Genomic DNA, 23,446 nt, shown 5'->3' on the forward strand with positions numbered 1-23,446 from the left:
TGGAGTGGGCCGGCTCAGGCGGCCTTTTCCAGACCAAAGCAATCGTGCAGCGCCTGCACGGCAAGTTCCATGTATTTGCGGTCGATCAGGACCGAGATCTTGATCTCGGAGGTGGTGATGACCTTGATGTTGATATTTTCGTCGCGGAGCGCCTTGAACATTTGTGCCGCAACACCGGCATGAGAACGCATCCCGATGCCGACGACTGACACTTTTGCAACCCCGGTGTCTGAAACAACATCGTGGAAATTGATCTCGCCCCTTTCCTTGGCGTCGGTCATGGCCTTTTCGGCGCGGATCACCTGATCGGTTGGGCACGAAAAGGTCATGTCCGTGCGCCCGTCTTCGGAGATGTTCTGCACGATCATGTCGACATTCACACCCGCCTCGGCCAGCGGGCCAAAGATCGCGGCGGCGATCCCGGGCCGGTCGGCCACGGAGATGAGCGTCATCTTGGCCTCGTCGCGGCTATAGGCGACCCCGGCGACCACGTTGGATTCCATGATTTCCTCCTCGTCGCAGACGAGCGTTCCGGCTTCGTCGGACTGTTCCTCGAAACTTGACAGCACCCGAAGGCGCACCTTGTAGCGCATCGCCAGCTCGACCGAGCGGGTCTGCAGGACCTTGGCCCCAAGGGACGCGAGTTCCAGCATTTCCTCGAAGGCAATCTTGTCCAGCTTTCGGGCCTTGTCGCAGATGCGCGGGTCGGTGGTATAGACCCCGTCGACATCGGTGTAGATGTCGCAGCGCACCGCGCCAAAGGCCGCGGCAAAGGCCACGGCGGTGGTGTCCGATCCGCCCCGTCCCAGCGTGGTGATGCGGCCTTCGGGGCTGACGCCCTGAAATCCCGCGACAACGGCGACCTTCATCCCTTCGCCGAACTTGGCGAGGATGTTGGCGGGCGGGATCTCCTCGATCCGGGCGGAGGCATGGGCCGAGGTGGTCTTGACCGGCACTTGCCAGCCTTGCCAGCTGCGCGCGGGGATATCCATTTCCTGAAGCCGCAGGGCCATGAGGCCCGCGGTGACGTTCTCACCGGAGGACACGACGGCATCATATTCGCGGGCATCGTAAAGGGGGGAGGTCTCGCCGACCCAGCCCACCAGCTCGTTCGTCTTGCCTGCCATGGCCGAGACGATGACGATCACGTTGTGACCTTTGGCGACCTCGACGGCGACGCGCTTGGCGGCCCTCTGGATACGGTCGAGCGTGGCGACGGAGGTGCCGCCGAATTTCATGACGAGGATGGACATCTTGGGCGGTTCGATCCCGGTGGCGAATTTCGCGCCCTCTTACTGTTCTTGGCGCTTCAGCGCAATGCGCATGAGAGCGGTCCTAGAAGGGGATCGTCTCGCCGTCATAGGCCTCGAACGTGCCGGTGGTCGCAGGCGTCAGCGCTGCGATGCGGGCCTGAAGGCCACGGGCCGAGGTCGCCGCGTCGATATCGGCGCCCGCTCCGCCCATATCGGTTCGGACCCAGCCGGGATGATAGATGCCGACGCTGATGCCCTCTGGCGCCAGGTCGCGGGCGAGATTGCGCCCGATGTTCAGCGCCGCGGCCTTGGACGCGCGATAGATATAGCTGCCGCCGGGCGCGATGTCCTGGCTTCCCATCCGGCTCGAGATGATGGCGATCTTGCCGGCCTGCGCCCGGCGCAGCGCGGGCATCAGCGCCTGGATCGTCAGGAACACGCCGGTCACATTGGTGGCCAGTCCCTCGGCCCACATCTGGGCGGGAAAGGTGTCGCCGATATCCATTCCCTTGTCGGGATAGATGCCGGCATTGCAGACAAGAATATCCAGCGGCGCGTCACCCAGCGTGGCGGCAAGCGCCGCACAGGAGCCGGGATCGGTGACGTCGAGGGGATGCAGCCCGCCTGTTCCGGCGCGCGATGTGCCGATCACGTCATGGCCCGCCGAAGCATAGACATCGTGAAGGGCCGCACCTACACCGCGCGAGGCACCGGTGATCAGAACACGCATCAATTGGCCTTTGATTTGGGTCGGAAGGGCAGGGGCGCGACCGGCACGCCGTCTTCGATCAGTTTGCGCGCCTCTTCGGCCTTGGCCTCACCGTATATGGGGCGCTCGGGGGCGGCGCCCTCGTGGATGGCACGGGCCTCCTTGGCGAAGGACATGCCGACGTATTCGGAATTTTCCTCGACGTGGCGGCGCAGTTCAGCAAGGGCCTGTTCAGCCGGCGATGCCGGGGCCGAAAGCCTGGGCTCGGGCGTGTCGGCCTTGACGTTGGGCGCCATGAGCGCCTTTTCCACCTTCCCCGATCCGCAGACCGCGCAGGACAGGTGCCCCGATGCAGACAGGCCGTCGAACGCCTCGGCCGAGGCGAACCAGCTATCGAAACGGTGGCCGTCTGCGCATGAGAGGGTGTAGCGGATCATCTGTCTATCGGTGACTCCCGGTCTGTCGGTCAGAACTTAGGATCATGTCGCGTGAAGACAACGGCTGTCAGTCAGCGGTGATCAGGCCGATCATGTGGCGCGTGGCCAGCGCATAGCCCCGAACGCCAAAGCCTGCCATCACCGCATCCGCCCGCAGGCTGACATAGGAATGATGGCGGAAGCTTTCGCGTTTGTGAACCTGGCTTATGTGCAGTTCGATCACCGGACCGTCGAACGTGTTCAGCGCGTCGAGAACGGCGATGGAATAATGCGTCAGCGCGCCGGGATTGATGATGATGCCCGAGGCCTCTTCGCGGGCCTCGTGGATCCAGTCAACGATCTGGCCCTCGTAATTGGACTGCCGCAACAGGACTGAGACGTCCGAGCCTTCGGCCTCGGCCCGACACAGCGCCTCGACATCGTCGAGCGTGTCGTGGCCATAGATTTCGGGCTGACGTTTGCCCAGCAGGTTGAGGTTGGGCCCGTTGAGTATGTGGATCGACCTGGTCATCTGGATGCTACCGGAAAGAAAGCCGCCACTTGGCGCGCATTGGCGCAAGGCGTTAGCATTTTTCCCATGCGCTGCCTAGCCTTGCGCGCTCAGTCCGACAGATAGGCCGCAAGGGCCGCCTCTGCGCCCTTGTCCCAGATCAGCGTCAGCCAGCGGACGAAGGGATCGCGGAACGCCGGCTGGCCCGCGAGATCGCCGTAGATCTTGCGCTGCTCGAGCCACACCTCGGGCCGGGTGCGGGCGGCCCTGGCCGCGGCGACGAGATCGTCCCAGACCGGATCGTTGGGGGCGATGGCGCTGCCATCTTCGCGGGTGCCGGCGCACATCCGCGCCCAGAATGCCTCGACTAGCGCGAGGCCGTCGACCGAGCGGCCATCGGCCAGCGCCTGCGTGACGGCGGGCAGGACAAACCCGGTATGGCGGGACGAGCCGTCAAAGGCCACGCGGCGCGTCGTGTCGACGATGGCGGTGTTGGAAAACCTATCCTCGATCAGATCGACATAGCCCGCGGGCGTCATGTCCGGAACGGCGCGCACGATGGGGGCGATCTCTTCGGTCAGGACCTTGTGGAAATAGACCCCGATCAGCGGATGGTTCATGCAGCCCGAGATCGTCTCGACGGACAGGACCTCGCCCGCATTCGCCAGCACCTGGTGCCCGGCATTCAGAAGCCTGAGCTTCATCGTCTCATAATCGTGCACCCGGTTCGAGAACGTGGCCCCGACCTTGTCCCAGTCCGGGCGACCGGCGCAGAAATCATCCTCGATCACCCATTGGCGGAAGTTTTCGTGGGTGACGGGCGCGGCATCATCGATGCCGAAGTCGCGGACCAGGGCCAGTTCGGTCGGGCCTGTCGCGGGGACGATGCAATCGACCATGGAATTCGGAAAGCTGCATTCGTTGTCGATCCATGCGGCCAGACCGGGATCCGACAGCCGCGCCAGCGACACGACGGTCTGCCGCAGGATCCGACCGTTGCCCAGAAGGTTGTCGCAGCTTAGCCCGGTCAGGGGGCCGTGTCCTGCGTCGCGCCGCGCCCGCAGCGCCGCTACGATCGCACCAAAGGCGGTCCGGGGCCGGTCGGGATTGGCCGCGTCATGGACGATATCGAAGTGGCTGGGATCAAAGCTGTTGGTGACGGGATCGACGTAATAGCCTCCCTCCGTCACGGTCATGGCAACGATACGGATTTCGGGTTGGGCCATGCGCGCGATCAGGGCTGCATTGCCCTCTTCGATCGGGAGATAGTCGATCATGGAGCCGACCACTTCGGCGGATTTGCCGTTCGGACCAAGCTCGATCAACGTGGTCAGGCAATCCTGCGCCAGAAGCTTTTCCCGCATTGCCGCATCATAGGCCCGGACGCCCGCGCCGATGATCGCCCAGTCGAGCGCCTCGCCTGATTGCATCAGACGATGCAGATACCAGGATTGATGCGCGCGGTGGAAATTGCCGACGCCGATATGAACGATCCCGGGACGCAGGGCCGCGCGATCATAATGCGGACGGGCCACGCCTTGAGGGATCCTGTCGAGCGTCGCATCTGAAAGGGCGATCGCCTTTGACATTGTCTTTGTCTCCGTCATCAGCTCAACCAGTTTCCGCCATCGACATTATAGGTCTGGGCCACGATGTAGTCGGCCTCGTCCGACGCGAGGAAGATGGCCATACCGGTCAAATCCTCGGCGCGGCCCATCCGCCCATAGGGCACCGCGTCGCCGACTTCACGCTTCTTCTGGCCCGGGGCCTTGCCTTCGTATTTCGCAAAGAAGGCGTCCACGCCATCCCAATGTTCGCCGTCGACGACACCGGGGGCGATGGCGTTCACGTTGATGCCGTGTTCGATCAGGTTGAGCCCGGCCGACTGAGTCAGGCTGATGACCGCGGCCTTGGAGGCGCAATAGACCGCGACCAGCGGCTCGCCGCGCCGTCCGGCCTGGCTCGCCATGTTGATGATCCGTCCGCGGATACCTGCCTCGATCATGTGGCGTGCAACGGCCTGCATCACGAAAAGGGTGCCCGCCACGTTGATGTTGAAGACGCGGTCATAGTCGGCGCGCTCGATCTCGGCGATGGGAGCCGCGGTAAAGAGGGCGGCGTTGTTGATGAGGATGTCGATCTGGCCGAATTGCGCGATGACACGGGCCACGCCCGCATCGATGCTGGTCTGGTCCGTGACATCCATTGCGACGGCAAAGGCGGCGGGACCCAGTTCGCCGGCCGTCTGTTCGGCGCGCGCGATGTCGATATCCGCGATCGCCACGCGGGCGCCCTCGCGGATATAGGCCTCGGCAAAGGCGCGCCCGATACCCCTTGCGGCGCCCGTAATGAGGGCGCTCTTGCCGGCAAGCCGTGTCATGCGATCCGCAGCCCCTGTGCGTCGAAGCGGTGCAAATGTTCGAGCCGGGGGGACAGATAGACTTCCGCCCCGTATTCATAAGACAATTCACCGGTGGCCCGGACTGTCAGCGGCTCGGACGAGATGTCGCTGGTGATGTGAAAGAAGGTGTCGGAGCCCAAGTGTTCCGACACGCCGATCCTGCCCTTCCACAAACCATCCGTATCGGACAGGTCGATATGTTCGGGGCGAATGCCGATCGTCTCGGCCTCGTGCTTGCGGGCCTCGGCACCGGCGACCAGGTTCATCTTCGGCGATCCGATGAAGCCCGCGACAAAGGTGTTGCGGGGCGCCTGATACAGCTCGAGAGGGCTGCCCACCTGTTCGATGTTGCCGGCGCGCAGGACCACGATCTTGTCGGCCATTGTCATCGCCTCGACCTGGTCATGGGTGACGTAGATCATCGTGGTTGTCAGGCGCTTGTGCAGTTCGGAAATCTCAAGCCGCATGCCCACGCGCAGGGCGGCATCGAGGTTCGAGAGCGGCTCGTCGAAGAGGAACGCCGCCGGTTCGCGCACGATGGCCCGCCCGATCGCGACACGCTGGCGCTGACCGCCCGACAACTGGCCCGGCCGGCGGTCGAGGTAGTCGGTGAGGTTCAGGACAGAGGCCGCGCCGTTGACCCGCTTGTCGATTTCAGCCTGATCCATCTTGGCCATCCGCAGCGGGAAGGCGATGTTCTTGCGCACCGTCATATGCGGGTAAAGCGCATAGGACTGGAACACCATCGCAAGCCGGCGCTTGGCGGGCGGAACCATGGTGGCATCGTCGCCGTCGATCACGATCCGGCCCGAGCTGACATCCTCGAGCCCCGCGATCAGCCGCAGGAGCGTGGACTTGCCGCAGCCCGAGGGGCCGACGAAGACCACGAATTCGCCGTCGTTGATATCGAGGTCGAGAGGCGGGATGACATTGACGTCACCAAAGCTCTTCGTGACCTTTTCAAGTGTGATGCGTCCCATTGGTCGCTCCTTACTTCACGGCGCCGAAGGTCAAGCCCCGGACGAGTTGTTTCTGGCTGAACCAGCCAAGGATGAGGATCGGCGCGATCGCCATGGTGGAAGCCGCGCTGAGCTTGGCGAAGAACAGGCCCTCGGGGCTGGAGTAGCTGGCGATGAAAGCGGTCAGGGGGGCTGCGTTCACCGCGGTGAGGTTGAGAGTCCAGAAGGCCTCGTTCCACGCAAGGATGAAGTTCAGAAGCAGCGTTGACGCGATGCCCGGGATCGCCATCGGCGTCAGGACATAGATGATCTCGCTTCTCAGGCTGGCGCCATCCATCCGCGCGGCCTCGAGGATTTCGCCCGGGATCTCGCGGAAATAGGTATACAGCATCCAGACGATGATCGGCAGGTTGATCAGCATCAGAACAATGATCAGGCCGGCCCGGCTGTCGAGAAGCCCGAGTTTGATGAAGATCAGGTAGATCGGGTAGAGCACACCCACCGCCGGCAGCATCTTGGTCGAGAGCATCCACAAGAGGATGTCCTTGGTCCGACGCGACGGCACGAAGGCCATCGACCAGGCTGCGGGCACGGCGATGATGATCCCGAAGAGCGTGGACAGGCCGGCCAGCAGGACCGAGTTCCACAGGAAGCGCATGTAGTTCGACCTCTCCTGAACCACGGCGTAGTTCTCGAGCGTCCAGTCGAAGAACAGGAAGACCGGCGGATCGGCAATCGCGACAGCCTCGGTCTTGAAGCTGGTCAGGATCGTCCAGAGGATCGGGAAGAAGATCAGCAGACCGATCCCCCATGCGACGATGGTATAGATCGCCTTACGTTGCGTCGTGACGCTGCGGGCCATAGCGTTACCTCCTCAGGCGTCCAGGTTCTTGCCGACGATGCGCATCAGGAAGATGGCAACGATATTGGCAAGGATGATGGCATAGACACCGCCTGCAGACCCCAGCCCCACGTTCTGGCTTTCCAGAACCCTCTGGAAGATCAGGTAGGTCAGGGTGCGGGTTCCGAAGGCGCCGCCGGTGGTGACGAAGATCTCGGCGAAGATCGACAGAAGAAAGATCGTCTGGATCAACACCACGATGGTGATGGCGCGCGCGAGGTGCGGCAGCACGATGTAGACGAACCGTTTGTGCACGGGGGCGCCGTCCATTTCCGCGGCCTCAAGCTGTTCGCCATCCAGCGACTGGATCGCGGTCAGCAGGATCAGCGTCGCGAAAGGGAGCCACTGCCACGACACGATCATGATGATCGACCCCAGAGAGGCGTCACTGAGCCAGACCACGGGTTCGGCCCCGAAGAACCGCCAGAGATGGGCGAACAGGCCGTTGACCGGGTCCATGAACATGTTCTTCCAGACCAGCGCAGAGACGGTCGGCATGACGAAGAAGGGGGCAATCACGAGGATACGCACCGCGCCCTGTCCCCACATCGGCTGATCCAGAAGGATCGCCAGAAGAATGCCCAGAACGATCGTGATCAGAAGAACGCCGCCCACGATCACCAGCGTCGTCTGGACACTGGGCCAGAACGCGCTCGACGAGAAGAAACGGACATAATTGTCGAAGCCCGCCCAGCCAGGCTCTCGGTCGGGGCGCAGCGGGAAATAATTCCGGAACGAAAACCAGAGCGTCATCGTCAGGGGCACCAGCATCCAGCCCAAGAGCAGGATCACTGCGGGAGCCATCATCAGGCGCGCGGCTGATCGGGAATGCTGGGTGGCCATGGCGTAAACCCTCTGTGTTCAAGCAAGTCGCTCGGTCTTGGCGGTTCGGAGGCAGACCCTGAGAAACGGAACCCTGGCATGGACACGCAACGTCAAGACGTCGAGTGACAACGACACCAACAAAAACTCTTGGGTTTCAAGGACTGCTTCGGAAACGCTCGACACGGTCGTCGGAGATCCGGCGGAAAACGCCGGGGGGCCCGCTACTTAGGCCCCCCGACAAGGGAGAAGGATCAGTAGCCTGCGGCTTCCATCTCTTCGGTCGTGATCGCCTGCGCTTTTTCCAGCGCTTCTTCGATCGTCTGCTGGCCGGCGTAGGCTGCAGAGAACTCCTGGCTCACCTGGGAGGCGATACCAGCGAATTCGGGGATCGCGGCGAACTGCACACCCACGTAGGGGGTCGGCAGGACGGTCGAGTCGTTCGGATCAGCCGACAGGATCGAGTCGAGCGTCATCTGAGCGAAGGGCACGGCCTGGTAGTTCGGGTTCTCGTAGAGAGAAGTCCGCGCACCCGGGGGAACGTTGGCCCAGCCTTCGTTGGCAGCAACCAGCTCGATGTAGTCCGTCGACGTGGCCCACTCGATGAAGGTCTTGGCTTCAGCAACCTGCTGCGTGCCTGCCGGAACGGCGAGAGCCCATGCCCAGAGCCAGTTCGAACGCTTGCCAAGGCCGTTATCGGGGGCCAGGGCAAAGCCGACGCTGTCAGCGACTTCGCTGTCTTCCGGGTTGGTCACGAAGGAGGCTGCAACAGTGGCGTCAATCCACATGCCGCACTTGCCCTGGTTGAACAGCGACAGGTTTTCGTTGAAACCGTTCGTTGCATAACCGGCGGGGCCGGAAGCATCCATCATGTCCTTGAAGAAGTTGAGCGTATTGGCCCACTCTTCGGTGTCGAACTGGGCGTTCCAGTCTTCGTCGAACCAGCGTGCGCCGAACGAGTTGGACATGGCTGTGATGAAGGCACCGCCTTCGCCCCAGCCGGCCTTGCCGCGCAGGCAGATGCCGTTGATGTCGGCGTCGCGGTCGGTCATGGCGGCAACAGCTTCGGCGATGAATTCCCAGGTCGGATCGTCGGGCATTTCAAGACCGGCAGCTTCCATCAGGTCAGTGCGATACATGACCATCGAGGATTCGCCGTAGAACGGAGCCGCATAGAGCGTGCCGTCGTAGGACAGGCCACCAGCCATGGCGGGAAGAATGTCGCCGACGTTGTATTCTTCGGACAGGTCGTCCAGCGGGACCAGCCAGCCATTGGCACCCCAGATGGGGGTTTCGTACATGCCGATGGTCATGATGTCGAACTGGCCACCATTGGTGGTGATGTCCGTCGTAACGCGCTGGCGCAGAACGTTTTCTTCAAGGGTTACCCACTCGACTGCGATCCCCGTCTCGGCGGTGAACTGATCGGTGTAGCCCTGCATCCGGATCATGTCGCCATTGTTCACGGTCGCGATCGTGATGGTGGCCGAATGCGCATCGGCGAAAGCCGCCGTTCCGGACGTGAGTGCGAGCATGCTCGCCGCACAAAGTGCGCTTCTGAAAGACATCCTATTCCTCCCTGGTTTGGATGTGATGTCCGCAACCCTAAGAGACAACTTGTCGCGGCGTCAATTAAAATTTTGCGCGCGTTAAGTTTTAGGCGGAATCCCTGAGAATGAGCCGTGCCGGGAAAAGCGTTTCGGTCCGTCTGGCAAGGCGTCCGCCGCCTTCGATCACCTCGAACAACGTCTCGACGCTGCGATTCGCGACATTGTCATAATCGTGCGCCGCGGTGGTCAGGGACGGGCAGGTGAAGCGCGAGAACGGGTGATCGTCGTTCGAGGCAACCCTGAGCGCGGCCCCCGAATCGCGGCCTACGCGAATCCCTCGTTCATAGCAGGCCGCCAGGAATCCGATGGCCAGACGGTCGTTGCTGCACAGGATCGCATCCGTCGGCAGGTCATTGGCCTCGAGTATCTTGTGCGCGCCCTTGTGTCCGATTTCCTCGAAGTTCCAGCCCTCGCCTTCGACGCGGATGACGTGCGGTTCGAAGCCCAGCCTCTCCATCATCTCGAGATAGGCGAGCCGGCGTTTGTTCGCGTTCGGGTTGGCGGGGGTGCGCATTTCGAAAAAGGCGGGCGGCTCGCCCGTGCGGGTCAGGTATTCGACGGTCTGCGATACGAAGCTGTAATTGTCCGAACCGACGAACGCCTCGCCTACGCCGTCGATGTTACTGTCGAACAGCACGGTCGGGACATCTGCACAGAATTTCTCGATCTCGGCCCGGTCTGAGGAGCGGCCCAGCGGTGCCATCAGCACGCCTGCGGGTTTCAACGAGCGGAGGCTGTCGAGGATGTCGACTTCCAGCGTCTGCTGACCATGCGCGCTGTAGATCGTGGGGCGAAATCCGGCATCAAGGCAGCGCTGTTCGATCTTGCGCGCGATCTCGGCGAAGAAGGGATCGGCGAGATAGGGAACCACGATGCCGACATTCTTGGTCAGCTTGCGGTTCTGGTTCATCGCGAAGATATTCGGCCGATAATCGTATTGTTCCAACGCCTTCTCGATCCGGGCGCGTGTTGTCTGGCGCACGCTGTCGGGGTCGTTGAAATACTTCGAAACGGTCGGCCGGGAGATACCGCTGACCGCCGCGAACTCCTCCATATTCCGAATTTTGCTTTCTGCCATATCAAAGTGCCTTCACGACGGCTGTCCCGTCGCTTGCTCGTGGATTTTCCATTTGCCTGACGATTTCTTATCGCGCGCAAGAATTCAATGCGCTTGTTTCAGCACCTGCCCGGACATGTCCTGTGCAGATGTGTCTTATTGCCCGCCGGTGAATTCGATCCGCATCACGGCCGTGTCTCCGTCGATCCGGACGCCGCCTGCGATTTCACTGGCGTCCGGGCCGGCGAACCCGGCCTCGAACTCGATCTGGGAAGCGGTTGCATCGGCACTGACCCCGGCTTCCCCGAAATCGGCAAGAGAGGCCCCTGTCTCGGTGCCGCTGACAATGCCGAATTGGGTGTCTTCCAGGCCTGTGATCGACACGCTTTCCGTCCCTGTGGGTGTATAGGCACCCGGCCCTTCCGTGGGGGTCGCAGCACTCGAGAAGGTGGCATCTGCAAGGTTTTCGAGGGTCAGGCTGCTGCCTGTCGGATCATCGAAATCGGCGATGGCCCGGGCGTCCATGATGCCGACATAGGTTCCCGTGGCGTCGCCCGCATCCGTGAGCGTGACCAGAACGGCTGCAGCCCCGTTGAAGACGGATTGCCCCGTCGTCGGGATCTCGGAAAAGTCGGTGGGAACATAGACAAGCCGATAGCTCGACCCATCGTCGAGCGCTGCGCTGTAGAAGCGCCCGTCGTTCAGGGCCGAGGTGCTGTCGATCGTCAGTTCGAAGGATTGCCCGTCGACGGTAAGGTCCACGATATCAGTTGATCCGTCGAAATTGCCGGCGACGATGGTCACGAAGTCGCCGGAATTGTTCAGCTCGATCACGCGGACGTTGACGGCGGTTTCTGTGGTTTCGTCCAGAGAATCCGGTGGCGGCGGGATGTCGGTTCCGCCGCCGTCACCAGAGCCGCCGCCGTCGCCGGTTCCGCCACCGTCACCAGAGCCGCCGCCGCCGCCCGTGCCACCACCGTCACCAGAACCACCGCCATCTCCCGATGGGGGATCGTCGTCCATGTCGCCTCCGCTGCTGACGCAGCCTGACATGCCCATAACCAGAAGGAGCAGGATCGCGAGGGTGCGGGTCATGGTCATTCGATGGGCTCCTGTCTGGCGAAATCGCGCGCCCCGTCCGGACGTGGTTCTGGCAAGTATATGTTATACAAAGATGAAATCGCTCTCAGACAAGTCGGTGACCGAAAGACCCACGATGGTGATCGTGCCTTGTTCCGTGTCGATCAAAACGCCGTCCGACGTGTCCGTCAGCTCGAGATCATCGAAGGAGGTCACGTCCGCGATGGCGCTCAGGTCGATCCGGTCAAGCCCGGTCTGGAAATCTGCGCCCGCCAGCAGCGGCACGTCCGAGATGTCCGCCGGCCTATCGGCAAAGACCGCGTCGATGTCGATCCGGGCGATGGTATCGTTGCCGTGGCCATCGCCGAAGACGAAGAGGTCGGCGCCAAAGCCGCCCTGAAGCAGGTCGTCTCCTGTTCCGCCGTCGATCGTATCGGCGCCAAAGGCCCAGTCCTCGGCCGGGTCGCCGATCACGATGTCATGGCCAGCGCCCGCCATCAGAGCGTCGTCGCCCCAGCCGGCCACGAAGATATCGTCAACCGGCCTGTCGGTCGTCTGGGACGTGCCGGCATCGTCTTCGGCAAAGGTGGAGTTGCCGCTTTGGGTGATGCCGGTATCTGACCCCGCGCCGCCATCGATCTGGTCGTCGCCGCCGATGCTGAAGATGAAATCTGATCCGCCGCCGCCGTCGATTTGGTCATCGCCGCGGCCACCGGTCAGGAAATCGTCTCCGCTGCCGGCCTGAAGGACACCACCTGCGTCGGGCGTGCGGGCCACCGTGAAATTCTCGACGCCCGTGAAGCTGCCGGTATAGGTGACGGTCTCGCTGATGATCGCGATCTCGAACCCGTCATCCTCGACCTCGGGAACGATCCGGTCGAGGTCGTCGATACTGTCGGTGAAGATCGGGTCCGATTGGAGGATTTCGTCGGGCGTCAATGTCGTGCCGTTGATCGTTCGGCTGCCATCGGTGCCCTGCATGCTGGCGCCGTTATCGTCGGCCCAGACCGCCCGGCTGACAAGCAGTTCGGCGGTATAGGTGCCTTCGCCCGTCTCGGGGTCCACGATGACCTCGACCTTGGCCGAGGGGCCGAATTCCAATGTATCGACGCCCACGCCGCCATCGATCGTCATGGTTCCGGCACCGATCACGAAATAATCGTCGCCATCCCCGCCATAGGCCTCGTCGTTGCCCTGCAGAGCGATCCTGTCATCGCCGCCAAGCCCGATGATCGTGTCGTCGCCATCACCGGCATCAAGCGCGTTGTCGCCCGCATCCCCGATGATCTCGTCATCGGCCGAGGTGCCCACGACATTCTCGATCCCCTGAAGGGTGTCGGTCTGGCTTGTCCCGTCATTTGGGGCGGCCCAGCCTTCGGACAGGTTGACGTAGATGCCGGCGGTGACGGCACTTTCGGATGATGCACGCGTGATCGCGCGGTCGGCCCCCGGCGCGGATAGCGCATAGGAGGCCGTGTCGTTGCCGGAGCCCCCGATCAGAATGTCCCGGCCCGCGCCGCCATGCAGCAGATCGTCGCCGTCGCCGCCGTGAAGCGTATCGTTACCCTCACCGCCATAAAGCAGGTCGTTGCCGGAGGGATCACCCGGAGAACCGGTGGATTCGTCGGCCGCGATCACGCCTGTCCTGCCTTCGAGGATGTCGTTGCCGCCGCCGCCGATCAGGACGTTGCCGTTTTCGTCGCCGCCCAGAACATCGTTATCTTCGTCCGATCCGATGGCGCCTTCGAATTCCGAAATCCCGGCGTTGATGGTCGTGCCGCCGAAGTTGTCGATCATCGTGCCGGCCAGCAGGTCGATGGTCACACCGCCGGGTGGATTGTTGGGCCGGACCGAGATGTAATCGAGGTCGCGTCGCTGGTTGCCATCTTCGTCGACAGGGTCCTCGCCGCCGCGCAGGATCGTGCCCGGGTCTGCGCGATTGACCATGATGAAATCGTCGCCCGCGCCGCCATTCACGGAGCCGGAGCGTTCGACGAAGATTTCATCTTCGCCGTCACCGCCTTCGGCAAGGCCATCTTGATCGAGCGTGATCACGTCGTCGCCCGCGCCACCAAACACGTTGTGGCGTTCCGAGCCGTTGCCATCCACGCGGATCTGGTCATCCCCGGCGCCGCCATAGATCGTCAGCTCGTAATTCTCGTCGATCGAGAATTCGTCGTCGAAATCGCTGCCGATGAAGGTGCTGAAGCCGCTGAGCGAACCGCCGTTGAATTGCGTGACGGCCCCGGTGCTCGTGATGTCCTGATTGTCGATGGCCGAATAGGCGCGCAGACCGCTGTCGACCCGCCAGCGCACATCCTCGACCGCGGTCAGATCAAGGGTGGCTTCCGTCGAGCCTCGGTAACTCGCCCCGCCCGTCCCGGCAAAGACGATGTCGGCCCCTTCGCCGCCGTCCACAACGCCATAGGTGTTGCCGCCATAGATGATGTCGTCGCCTGCGGCACCGTGAAGCCCATAAAGCGCGTCGTCGCTGGTGGAACCATAGAGCGTATCGTTGAAATCCGAGCCGACGTAGTCCTCGATGTTGATGGCGATATCGATGGCCAGAACCGTCGATCCGTCGGACGACAGCCTCTCGACCGTGCCGTCACCAAGCACGCGGACGGGGCCGGAGGCGACCTGGTCATAGGCGCGGTCGCGGAAGCCCGCGAGTTCATCGCTGGGGAAGGGGGCATCGACGATATCGCGGATATCGGTGGAATAGTTCAGGCTGTCGGTATCGCCCTCGCCGCCGTCATAGAACTGTCCGTTCCCTTCAGGCGTCCCGCCGATATCGTCGGCCAGAACGTCGCCCACGATCAGGTCGTCGTTGCCCTTGCCGCCAAACAGGCTGTCGTTGCCCAAGCCGCCGATCAGAACGTCGCCGTTCGATCCGCCGCGCAGGATATCGTCGCCGCCGCGCCCGTCGATCAGGGACCGCTCATCGCCGCTGGCGGCCAATTCGTTGGCCATGTCGTCGCCAAAGATCGCGGATTGCCTGTCATCCTCGATCAGGACGTTCTCGATGCTGTTCAGCTCGACTTGGAAGGAGGAGTTGATCTCGACGTTCGGGCCTTCGGTGCCGGATTGAACCGTGCCGGCGAGATCGACCTTGAGGGGGCCGCCGCCGCCCTCGCCATCGTAGTAATATACGTAGGTATCCTGGCCCTCGCCTCCGAAGATGGTGTCGAAGCCGCCAAGGCTTTCCATCAGGTCGTCGCCATCGCCACCGCTCAGGACATCGTTGCCCGTCGAACCCGAGATCAGGTCGTCACCACCCGCACCCGTCAGCGTGGCGCCGTTGACCGCGGCAAACAGGAAAAACTGGGTCAGCGGATCGTCGGCCAGAAGGGCCGCGGCGTCCGGATCGTCGTTGACGTCGAAGGTCGTGGTGTCGACGCGGATGACCTGGCCCAGCAACTCGTCGATGGTGAGCGTGAGTTCGGTGCCGCTGGAGCCGCCAAGGAAAGAGACGCTGTCGATATCGATCAGAGTGTCGCGCCCGTCGAGGGATTCGCCCGCAATCGGCGAGGCGTGTTCGATGATGACGGGCGCCGTATCGTCTTCGCGGCTGATCAGGTATTCGCCGAGCCGCCCGAGAAACACCGCGCGATCGTCGCCATCGCCCTCGGCGCCGATCAGCGTGTCGTCACCCTCGGAGCCGAACAGCACATTGTCGCCGCCGCTCGCGGTGATCGTGTTGTTCTCGGCATTGCCGATCATGATCAGATCGTTGATGGGGGTGCCGACACCCGGGATCTCGGCCGTCAGATCCTCGTCATCGTCCGAACCTGTAAGCCCGGTTGGTATCTCGACCGCGATCCCGATACCCTCGGCGCTGAGCGTCCCGAAGGTGTCGGTGATGACAGAGGTCAGCCCGTCGCGCAGCTCTTCTGCGACCCATTGGCCGATGCCGAAGGGATCGGGGATCTCATCCGTGCCGGCATCGTTGTCATGATCGTATGTGGGCAGGTCCGCCTGCAGCGGGTCATAGGCGGCAAGCGCCTCTTCCAGCTGATCGAACGACGCGTCGAGCGTGTCGAGGAAATCGACATTCGGCAGCAGGGCAAAGATCTTGTCGGCGGCATCATCCAGCAGATCGTCGACACCGATCGTGTCGAAGATGATGTCGATCACCGGATCGACGGTAATCGCGGTGATGAACCCCACAGCATCGAGCAGCGGCTCGATCGGTTTGAGAAGGTTGTAGACGTCGTTCAGGGGCTGACGGATGAAATCGAGTGAATCGAAGACCTTGGCCATCGCCTTTTCGGCCTCGATCAGAAGCGAGAAATCGGCATCGGGCGTATCGACGTTGAAGGCGGTGATCACGTCACGAAGTTCGGCATAGACCTCGTTGATCAACGTCAGTGCGGCGAGAGGCGGCTCCACGAGGGTGCCTGCTGCCACGATCGGTTCAGAGGCAAACGTCGACAGTTTCGAGACGATGGACGCCACGCTGCTGAATGCGGCCTGATGCGATTCAAGCTCGCCCTCGACATCGGCCAGCATGTCGTCGAAATCCTCGAGGTTCTCGATGATGTCGTCGACCAGCCGCTTGACGGCACTGTTCTCGATCCGCTCGACCACGTCGTCCAGCTTGCGTTCGAAACTGTCGATCCGGTCGCCAACCGCGTCGGCAATGTCGCGGCCGATCTTTGCCACGGTCTTGAGGGGGCCGGCCTTCTCGAGAAGCTTGAAGACCAGTTCCAGCTTGTCGAGATCGTCACCGAAACCGCCGACCGCGTCGCGGAAATCGACGATTTTGTCGATGGCCCTGTCGATGATGCCCAGTGAATCCAGAGCGCTCCAGACGGCGTCGCGGATCTCGGCGACGTTGTCGAGGCTTTCGAACAGGGCCGCGTCATAGGCCACCAGGTTGTCGACGGCGGTGTCGACCTCATCCTGCGTGACCATGGCCTGCAGGGCGCGTGCCGAGGAATCGGAGGCAGCCTCTGACCGGATCGCAGCCGACAGTTCGGCCTGAGCGGCGTCCAGATCGCGCGCGAAGTCGCGCAACTGAGCGACCATCGCACCATCGGCGGCGAACGGGTTCGAAGTGGCCGCGTCCTGCATCGCCGAAAGATCGGAGAGGGCCAAGGCCAGTTCCGACCGCGCCGTTTCGGCCTCGTCCTGCGTGCGGGAGGGCAAATCCTCAAGCGGGCGAAGCTCGGCGCGCAACTCTTTCAGAGCAGAGACAAGTGCGTCGATGTCAGGCTCGGTCTGTTGGGCAGTCGTGTCGGCCGCATCGAACCCGTCGATCCCGATGGGGCCGGTCAGGCCCTGAACGTCGCGTAGCGCGGTCCGAACCAGCAAGAGGGCGGCTTGCAAAGCCTCGTGCTCAGTCTGGAGTCCGGCCAGATCCGCGTGCAAATCTCTCAAATCAAATTCCCGAAAAACCGAGGTGACCAAACGTCAATAAAAAACCCTACCACGCTTTCTTCGCGCGGGTCACGTATTTCCGCACCAAGCCCGGCGCGGTCGGTATCACAGGAAGGTAATGGGTTTTTCCCAAAGGATCAGAACGACGCAGCCCGGATCGGACCAGACCGAATGCGCGCTGCCCGGCGGGTTGAGCACGACATCGCCCGTTTGGTAGGTCCCGCGTTCGTCCGATTGGGCACCATCAAGAACGCAGATCATCTCGAGCCCGTTATGGCGATGCATCGGCACGCGGGCACCCGGTGCATAGCGCAGAAGGGCGACGGCGGGGTCGACTTCGCGCAGGCGGGCGATTTCGATCCCGTCGCGGAAGGGCTGGTAATCGGCATCGCGCCAGTCGGTCGTGAGGTAGCCGCGCAGGATCGTGGGATCAGTCATCAAGAGCCTCGAGGATTTGCGCCGTCTCCGCCGCCCAGCCGACGATGGCGCCCTGCGCCGTCATCATCTCGATCGCGGCGCGTTTGAATTCGGGGAAATAGCTGGCGGTGGCATCGACGGCCAAAAGGCAATCGAAACCGCGGTCATTGGCCTCGCGCATGGTGGTCTGGACGCAGACCTCGGTCGTGACGCCGGCAAAGATCAGCTGTCTCAGGCCCAGATCGCCGAGGATCGTCTCGAAACCTGTCCGGCAGAAGGCCCCCTTGCCGGGCTTGTCGATCACGATCTCGCCGGGCAGGGGGGCAAGCTCGGGGATGATTTCGGCCCCGGGTTCCCCGGCGATGAGGATGCGCCCCATCGGGCCCGGATCACCGATGCGCAGGGCGGGATCGCCGCGCAGCCGTTTCGCGGGCGGGCAATCCGAGAGGTCGGCCGCATGGCATTCTCGGGTGTGCAGGACAGGCAGGCCGTGGGCGCGGAACCCTGCGATCAGGCTCGCCGTGGTCGGCACGATCTGCTGAAGCGGGCTGACGTCATTGCCAAGGCTTTCCCCGAACCCGCCCGGCTCGACGAAATCGCGCTGCATGTCGATCACCACGAGGCCGACGGAACCGGCATCAAGTTCAAAGGCAAACGGGCGCGCGTCGATCCGGGTCATGCGTGGCCTGACATGTATTGGCCGAGCATTGCCAGATCGGCGGACGCGGCCGGGGTTTCGTGGACCAATGTTCCCTCCGCCATGACGATGATGCGGTCGGCGAGTTTCAGAAGCTCGTCCAGATCCTCGCTGATCATCAGGACGGCCGTGCCGGAATTGCGCGCGGCCATGATCCGGTCGTGGATCGCCTCGGTCGCCGCAAAATCCAGGCCAAAGCAGGGGTTGGCCACGATCAGCAGATCGACATCCCCGGTCAGTTCACGCGCGAGCGCGGTGCGCTGCACGTTCCCGCCCGACAGCGCGCGCACCGGGGCCTCGGGCGACCGTGTCTTGATGTCGAATTCGGCGATCCGGGTCTTGGCGCGGGCCGCGATGCCCGCACGGTCGAGCCAGATGCCGCGCCCGTCGTCGAAACTGCGCAGGGCAAGATTGTCGGCCACGCTCATCCGTGGGGCGCAGGCATTGTGCAGCGGCTCTTCGGGCAGGTAGCGCACCTTGAGGCGCTGTGCCTCTGGTCTGCGGGCATGGTAGGGCGTGTCGTGGACCCGCATTTCGCCCGACAAAAGGCTCCGCTGGCCTGTCAGGATTTCCATCAGGTCGGATTGCCCGTTGCCTGATATGCCGGCGATGCCCACGATTTCGCCCGCCCGGACCTTGAGGTCCCGGATCGCGATCTCGCGCAGGCCGCTTCGGTCGAGGGCGCGGATATCGTGGAGCGAGAGAACCGTGGCGCCGGGGGTTCCCGCGCGGTCCGGGATCGGCTGACTCTGACGTTCGCCGATCATCATGCGCGCCATGTCGGCATGGCTCAGGTCACCGACGCGGCCATGGCCCGCGTGGATGCCATTGCGCAGAACCGTCACCTCGTCGGCGAATTCGGTCACCTCGCGGAACTTGTGGGTGATCATCAGGACCGTGATCTCGCCCGCCTGCGTAAGCGCGCGCACATGGCTGAGGATCTCCGTGGCCTCCTGCGGGGTAAGCACAGAGGTCGGTTCGTCGAGCACGAGGAACCGGTGGCCGAGGTAAAGCTGCTTGAGGATCTCGAGCTTCTGTTTCTCGCCTGCCGAAAGATCGGCCACGGGCGTGTCGAGGGGGGCGGTGAACGGCATACGCGCCATGAAGGCGCGCAGATCGCGGTTCTCGCGGGCCCAGTCGATGCGCATCGGCACATCGCCCCGGCTGATCACGAGGTTTTCGGCGCCCGTCAGGGACGGGACCAGCGTGAAATGCTGATAGACCATGCCGAGCCCCAGACCCTGCGCCACGCGCGGGTGGGTCATGTGCACCTCGTGACCGCCCACGAGAATGTCGCCGTCGCTGGCCTGGTAAAAGCCCATGAGGCATTTGACGAAGGTCGATTTGCCTGCGCCGTTTTCGCCCAGAAGCGCGTGAAAGCTGCCGGGCCGGATGCGGATCGACACGGCATCAAGTGCGGTGAACGACCCGAACCGCATGGTCAGTCCCACGGCCTCGACGCCGAGGGCGCCGTTCTCGTGGTGCCAATCGATCATCCCGGCAATCCCGAGACAAAGGTCGCGCTGTCGGACACAGTGCCAAAGACCCCGCCCTGCATCTTGACCATCTTGATCGCCGCGTCGTGATTGCCCTTGTCGGTCGCGCCGCAGCAATCCTCGAGCAGGAGGCATTCGAAGCCACGGTCATTGGCCTCGCGCATGGTGGTGTGGACACAGACATCGGTGGTGATGCCGGTCAGGATCAGGTTCTCGATCCCGCGGGTGCGCAACATCAGTTCCAGATCGGTCGCGCAGAAGCTGCCCTTGCCGGGCTTGTCGATGATCGGCTCTCCGGGTTCGGGGGCAAGCTCGTCGATGATTTCCCAGCCGGGTTCGCCCCGCACGAGGATCTTGCCACAGGGGCCCGGATCGCCGATGCCCGCGCCGATGCGTTGCGAGCGCCACCGCTTGTTGGCAGGCAGATCGGCCAGGTCGGGGCGGTGGCCTTCGCGCGTGTGGATCACATGATAGCCCTTGGCCCGCATCGCGGCCAGCACTGCCCGGATCGGCTCGATCGGGGCGCGGGTCAGCGACAGGTCATAGCCCATCGCATCCACATAGCCGCCCTTGCCGCAGAAATCGGTTTGCATGTCGATGACGATCAACGCGGTGTTCTCGGGCCGCAGATCGCCGTTATAGGGCCAGTCATAGGGATCGGCCTTGATGACGCTCATTCCGCGGCCTCCTGCGCCTTCTCGCCATAGAGCCGGGTCGGGGCCGGAAAGCCGAAGCCGGTGCCATCGGTGACCTTGACCTCGTCTTCCCACGGCAGGCGATATTTCCCCGCCGCGAGATCGGTCATGTAGGTATAGGGGCAATCCTGCGCGCCGCCCTTGACCGCGACATAGCCGCGATGGCCGAACTGGTAGATGTTGTTCTCCACCCCCCAGCCCGCGCGCGCCTCGCGGACCAGATCGGGGCGGACCTCGGCGGTTATGATCTCGTCCGCGCGCCCGGTCGTGCCGTGGGCCAGGATCGATCCGTCGTAGTTGCAGATCATGCCTTCGCCCATGCTGTCGAATGTGCCGTCGCTGCCGCACATGCAGACATTGGCCGTGACCATGAGGTTGCAGAAGGCGTTGGACTGGTTCGTGAACCGCCAGCTGTTTCGGATCGGCGCGGTATAGCCTGCAGTGCGGATCATGATCTCGGCCCCCTTGTAGGCGCATTCGCGCGCCATTTCAGGGAACATGCCGTCATGACAGATGATCAGCGCGATCTTTGATCCATTGGGCCCGTCGCAGACCGGGATGCCGCCGTCACCCGGTTCCCAGGGCTCCACCGGGACCCAGGGGTGCATCTTGCGATAGTAGAGCTGCAGTTCGCCCTGATCGTCGAAGATCAGGCCGGTGTTATAGGGATAGCCGCCGGGATTGGCTTCCATGATCGAGAAACATCCCCAGATCGCATTGTCGATGCAGGCCTGTCTCAGGGCGGCGACTTCGGGGCCGTCCATGCTGCACATGATCTCGGGATTGGTGTCCATCGACAGGCCGTGCAGCGCGTATTCGGGAAACACGACAAGGTCCATTGTGCCCATGTTGCGCCGTGCCTTGCCCACCAGCTCGACCACGCGGGCCGTCTGGGCGGTGAGGTCCGCCTTGGTTTCGACAACGGGCAATTGCAGCTGGACCATGCCCAGCACGACGCCGTTTTCCGATTTGTTCAAGCCTCCGAGACCGTTCATTGCATTCTCCGTTTACTTGGTGATGCTCAGCTCGCCCGGGGCGCCGCGCAGGGCGCGTTCGGGCGAACTGGTCAGGATGAGAAGCGCCAGCGTGAGCACGTAAGGCGCGGCATAGAAAAGGTAGTATCCGTCACTGACACCCACCGACTGAAGCGCGGGGCCAAGCGCGCCCGCCCCGCCGAACAGCAGTGCTGCCCAGAAACAGGCGATCGGGCTCCAGCGGGCAAAGATCACGAGAGCGACGGCCATCAGGCCCTGGCCCGACGAGATGCCTTCGTTCCAGCTGCCGGGATAGGCCAGCGACAGGTAGGCCCCGCCCACGCCCGTCAGCGCGCCGCCCGCCGCAGTCGCCAGAAGGCGGACCCGGTCGATATTCATGCCCATGGCGCGGGCGGCATCGGCGCTGTCGCCCACGACCCGGATCACGAGGCCCACACGCGTCTGCCGGAACATCCACCACATGGCCAGGGCAAGGCCCGCGCCCACGAAGAACAGGATGTTGATCTGGAGCGCTGCGCGGATTTGAGGGATGTCGGACCAGTTGCCCAGCGGGATCGCCGGCAGGTCGGGAGCGACGGGTTGGATGTAGCCCTTGCCGAAATAGAACGCGAGGCCGAGGCCCAGAAGCATCATCGCGATGCCCATGGCGATGTCGTTCACGCCGCGAAACTTGCAGATCCAGCCGTGAAACAGCCCGAAGAGCGACCCGGCCAACGCTGCCCCCGCGACACCGACAAAGGGGTTGCCCGTCTCGTAGGAAATCGCATAGCCCGCCATTGCCCCGAAGACGAGCGTGCCTTCGAGGCCAAGGTTGATCCGGCCCGACCGTTCGGTCAGGCATTCGCCAAGCGCCACGAACAGAAACGGGATCGAGACCCGGATCGCACCCGCGAGGATCGCGAGCGGGACACCCCAAAGACCGATATCTGCGCTCATGTCCGCCCCCATGTTCCGGGCTGCAGGAGTTTCAGGCGGCCGGTCAGCGTCTCGCTGAAGAGGATCGCCACGAAGATCATGCCCTGCAGGACGAGGTTGGTGGCATCCGGCAGGTCCATCCGGCGCTGGATCAGGCCGCTCGACGCCTCGATCCCGCCCAGAAGGATGGCCACGGGGATGATCGCCAGCGGATTATGGCGAGCAAGGAAGGACACGAGGATGCCGGTGTAGCCGTAACCGGCGATCAGCGACGCATTGGCCGAGCCATGAACGGCGGCCACCTCGAACAGGCCGGCAAGGCCGGCCAGCGCGCCGCCGAGGGCCATGAACCCGATGATAAGCCGGTCGACCGGCAGGCCCTGCACCTTGGCCGCGCGGGCGCTGTCCCCGGCAAGGCGGGCCGCAAATCCCAGCTTGGTCCGTTCGATCAGAACCCAGCAGGCGATGCAGGCGCAGATGCCCACGATCAGGCCCCAATGGGTCGTGATGACGGGCATGTCGCCCACGCGCAGCCCGTCGGGCAGGGGCGCGGTCGAGGGTTTGTTCAGGCTGGCCGGATCGCGAAAGACCGTCTCGACGAAATGGTTGAAGAGCGCGATCGCGATATAGGCCATCAGGAGAGAGGCAATCGTTTCGTTCACGCCGCGCTTGACGCGCATGACGCCGACAAGGCCCATCCATAGGCCCGCCAGTCCCATTGCGGCGATGACCATGCCGGCGAACCCCATCACTGAGGGCAGGCCCGCCAGCGCCACCCCCGCGACACCTGCACCGAGCCCGCCCAGAACGATCGCGCCCTCGCCGCCGATGACGACAAGGCCGAGACGCGCAGGCAGGGCCACGCACAGCGCCGCGAACAGAAGCGGCGCCACGCGAGAGAACGTATTCTGTAGTGAAAAGGCCGAGGAATACCCGGCCTTCCACACCAAAGTTGCGAATTCGACAGGCGACTTGCCCTGCGACAACAGGAAGACGGCGAAAATGGCGAAGCCGCCGATCAGGCCGATGGCGGGGATCGCCACGGCCTCGATCCGGGGCAGCAGCGTCTCGAGTGCTGCTGCCCGGACCGGCAATCGTCTGCCATGAAGCGCCTGATCGGCCATGAGTCG

At 63.3% G+C, this 23,446-nt stretch carries 20 protein-coding genes; all 20 read right to left on the bottom strand.

The window, feature by feature from the left end:
• Nucleotides 1-14: 14 nt before the first annotated feature.
• Nucleotides 15-1,253 carry an aspartate kinase gene (locus EP376_RS13690; protein ID WP_127656158.1) on the bottom strand — a complete coding sequence of 413 codons (1,239 nt, stop codon included), beginning with the start codon at nucleotides 1,251-1,253 and terminating at the stop codon, nucleotides 15-17.
• An 82-nt stretch (nucleotides 1,254-1,335) separates the two neighbouring features.
• Entirely contained in the window at nucleotides 1,336-1,983 is a 648-nt protein-coding gene (locus EP376_RS13695; protein WP_127656159.1) for an SDR family oxidoreductase, read from the bottom strand.
• Nucleotides 1,983-2,399 (bottom strand): DUF1178 family protein, encoded by a 417-nt coding sequence (locus EP376_RS13700; protein WP_127656160.1) that lies wholly within the window; start codon nucleotides 2,397-2,399, stop codon nucleotides 1,983-1,985. The genes EP376_RS13695 and EP376_RS13700 overlap by 1 nt, the downstream gene beginning before the upstream one ends.
• A 67-nt stretch (nucleotides 2,400-2,466) precedes the next feature.
• Nucleotides 2,467-2,910 carry a type II 3-dehydroquinate dehydratase gene (gene aroQ, locus EP376_RS13705; protein ID WP_127656161.1) on the bottom strand — a complete coding sequence of 148 codons (444 nt, stop codon included), beginning with the start codon at nucleotides 2,908-2,910 and terminating at the stop codon, nucleotides 2,467-2,469.
• An 89-nt stretch (nucleotides 2,911-2,999) separates the two neighbouring features.
• Nucleotides 3,000-4,478, bottom strand: a complete 1,479-nt coding sequence (locus EP376_RS13710) for a mannitol dehydrogenase family protein (protein WP_127656162.1) — start codon at nucleotides 4,476-4,478, stop codon at nucleotides 3,000-3,002.
• A 17-nt stretch (nucleotides 4,479-4,495) separates the two neighbouring features.
• Entirely contained in the window at nucleotides 4,496-5,269 is a 774-nt protein-coding gene (locus EP376_RS13715; protein ID WP_127656163.1) for an L-iditol 2-dehydrogenase, read from the bottom strand.
• Entirely contained in the window at nucleotides 5,266-6,270 is a 1,005-nt protein-coding gene (locus EP376_RS13720; RefSeq protein WP_127656164.1) for an ABC transporter ATP-binding protein, read from the bottom strand. The genes EP376_RS13715 and EP376_RS13720 overlap by 4 nt, the downstream gene beginning before the upstream one ends.
• A gap of 10 nt (nucleotides 6,271-6,280) precedes the next feature.
• Nucleotides 6,281-7,111, bottom strand: a complete 831-nt coding sequence (locus EP376_RS13725) for a carbohydrate ABC transporter permease (RefSeq protein ID WP_127656165.1) — start codon at nucleotides 7,109-7,111, stop codon at nucleotides 6,281-6,283.
• 12 nt (nucleotides 7,112-7,123) lie between these two features.
• The gene (locus EP376_RS13730) at nucleotides 7,124-7,993 is read right to left on the bottom strand and encodes a carbohydrate ABC transporter permease (RefSeq protein ID WP_127656166.1); all 870 of its coding nucleotides are present in this window, start codon (nucleotides 7,991-7,993) and stop codon (nucleotides 7,124-7,126) included.
• A 233-nt stretch (nucleotides 7,994-8,226) separates the two neighbouring features.
• Entirely contained in the window at nucleotides 8,227-9,540 is a 1,314-nt protein-coding gene (locus tag EP376_RS13735) for an ABC transporter substrate-binding protein (protein WP_127656167.1), read from the bottom strand.
• An 88-nt stretch (nucleotides 9,541-9,628) separates the two neighbouring features.
• Nucleotides 9,629-10,660, bottom strand: coding sequence for a LacI family DNA-binding transcriptional regulator (locus tag EP376_RS13740; RefSeq protein ID WP_127656168.1), 1,032 nt, complete (start codon nucleotides 10,658-10,660; stop codon nucleotides 9,629-9,631).
• A gap of 135 nt (nucleotides 10,661-10,795) precedes the next feature.
• Nucleotides 10,796-11,740: a hypothetical protein gene (locus EP376_RS23195; RefSeq protein ID WP_206074795.1), complete on the bottom strand. Its 945-nt coding sequence runs from the start codon at nucleotides 11,738-11,740 to the stop codon at nucleotides 10,796-10,798.
• A gap of 63 nt (nucleotides 11,741-11,803) precedes the next feature.
• Nucleotides 11,804-17,035 carry a calcium-binding protein gene (locus EP376_RS13750; protein WP_127656169.1) on the bottom strand — a complete coding sequence of 1,744 codons (5,232 nt, stop codon included), beginning with the start codon at nucleotides 17,033-17,035 and terminating at the stop codon, nucleotides 11,804-11,806.
• A gap of 171 nt (nucleotides 17,036-17,206) precedes the next feature.
• Nucleotides 17,207-17,539, bottom strand: a complete 333-nt coding sequence (locus tag EP376_RS13755) for a cupin domain-containing protein (protein WP_127656170.1) — start codon at nucleotides 17,537-17,539, stop codon at nucleotides 17,207-17,209.
• A complete protein-coding gene (locus EP376_RS13760; protein WP_127656171.1) occupies nucleotides 17,532-18,197 on the bottom strand; it encodes a cysteine hydrolase family protein in 666 nt (221 codons plus the stop codon). The genes EP376_RS13755 and EP376_RS13760 overlap by 8 nt, the downstream gene beginning before the upstream one ends.
• A complete protein-coding gene (locus EP376_RS13765; protein WP_127656172.1) occupies nucleotides 18,194-19,711 on the bottom strand; it encodes an ABC transporter ATP-binding protein in 1,518 nt (505 codons plus the stop codon). Before EP376_RS13765 ends, EP376_RS13760 begins: the two co-directional genes overlap by 4 nt.
• Nucleotides 19,708-20,388: a biuret amidohydrolase gene (gene biuH, locus EP376_RS13770; protein WP_127656173.1), complete on the bottom strand. Its 681-nt coding sequence runs from the start codon at nucleotides 20,386-20,388 to the stop codon at nucleotides 19,708-19,710. The genes EP376_RS13765 and biuH overlap by 4 nt, the downstream gene beginning before the upstream one ends.
• On the bottom strand, nucleotides 20,385-21,401 hold the full coding sequence (locus EP376_RS13775) for a formamidase (protein ID WP_127656174.1): 1,017 nt from the start codon (nucleotides 21,399-21,401) through the stop codon (nucleotides 20,385-20,387). The genes biuH and EP376_RS13775 overlap by 4 nt, the downstream gene beginning before the upstream one ends.
• Before the next feature lie 12 nt (nucleotides 21,402-21,413).
• Nucleotides 21,414-22,337 (bottom strand): ABC transporter permease, encoded by a 924-nt coding sequence (locus EP376_RS13780; RefSeq protein ID WP_127656175.1) that lies wholly within the window; start codon nucleotides 22,335-22,337, stop codon nucleotides 21,414-21,416.
• Entirely contained in the window at nucleotides 22,334-23,440 is a 1,107-nt protein-coding gene (locus tag EP376_RS13785) for an ABC transporter permease (protein ID WP_127656176.1), read from the bottom strand. Before EP376_RS13785 ends, EP376_RS13780 begins: the two co-directional genes overlap by 4 nt.
• Between the last annotated feature and the right edge of the window lie 6 nt (nucleotides 23,441-23,446).

The organism is Alexandriicola marinus (genome assembly GCF_004000435.1).
Taxonomy (GTDB): Bacteria; Pseudomonadota; Alphaproteobacteria; order Rhodobacterales; family Rhodobacteraceae; genus Alexandriicola; species Alexandriicola marinus.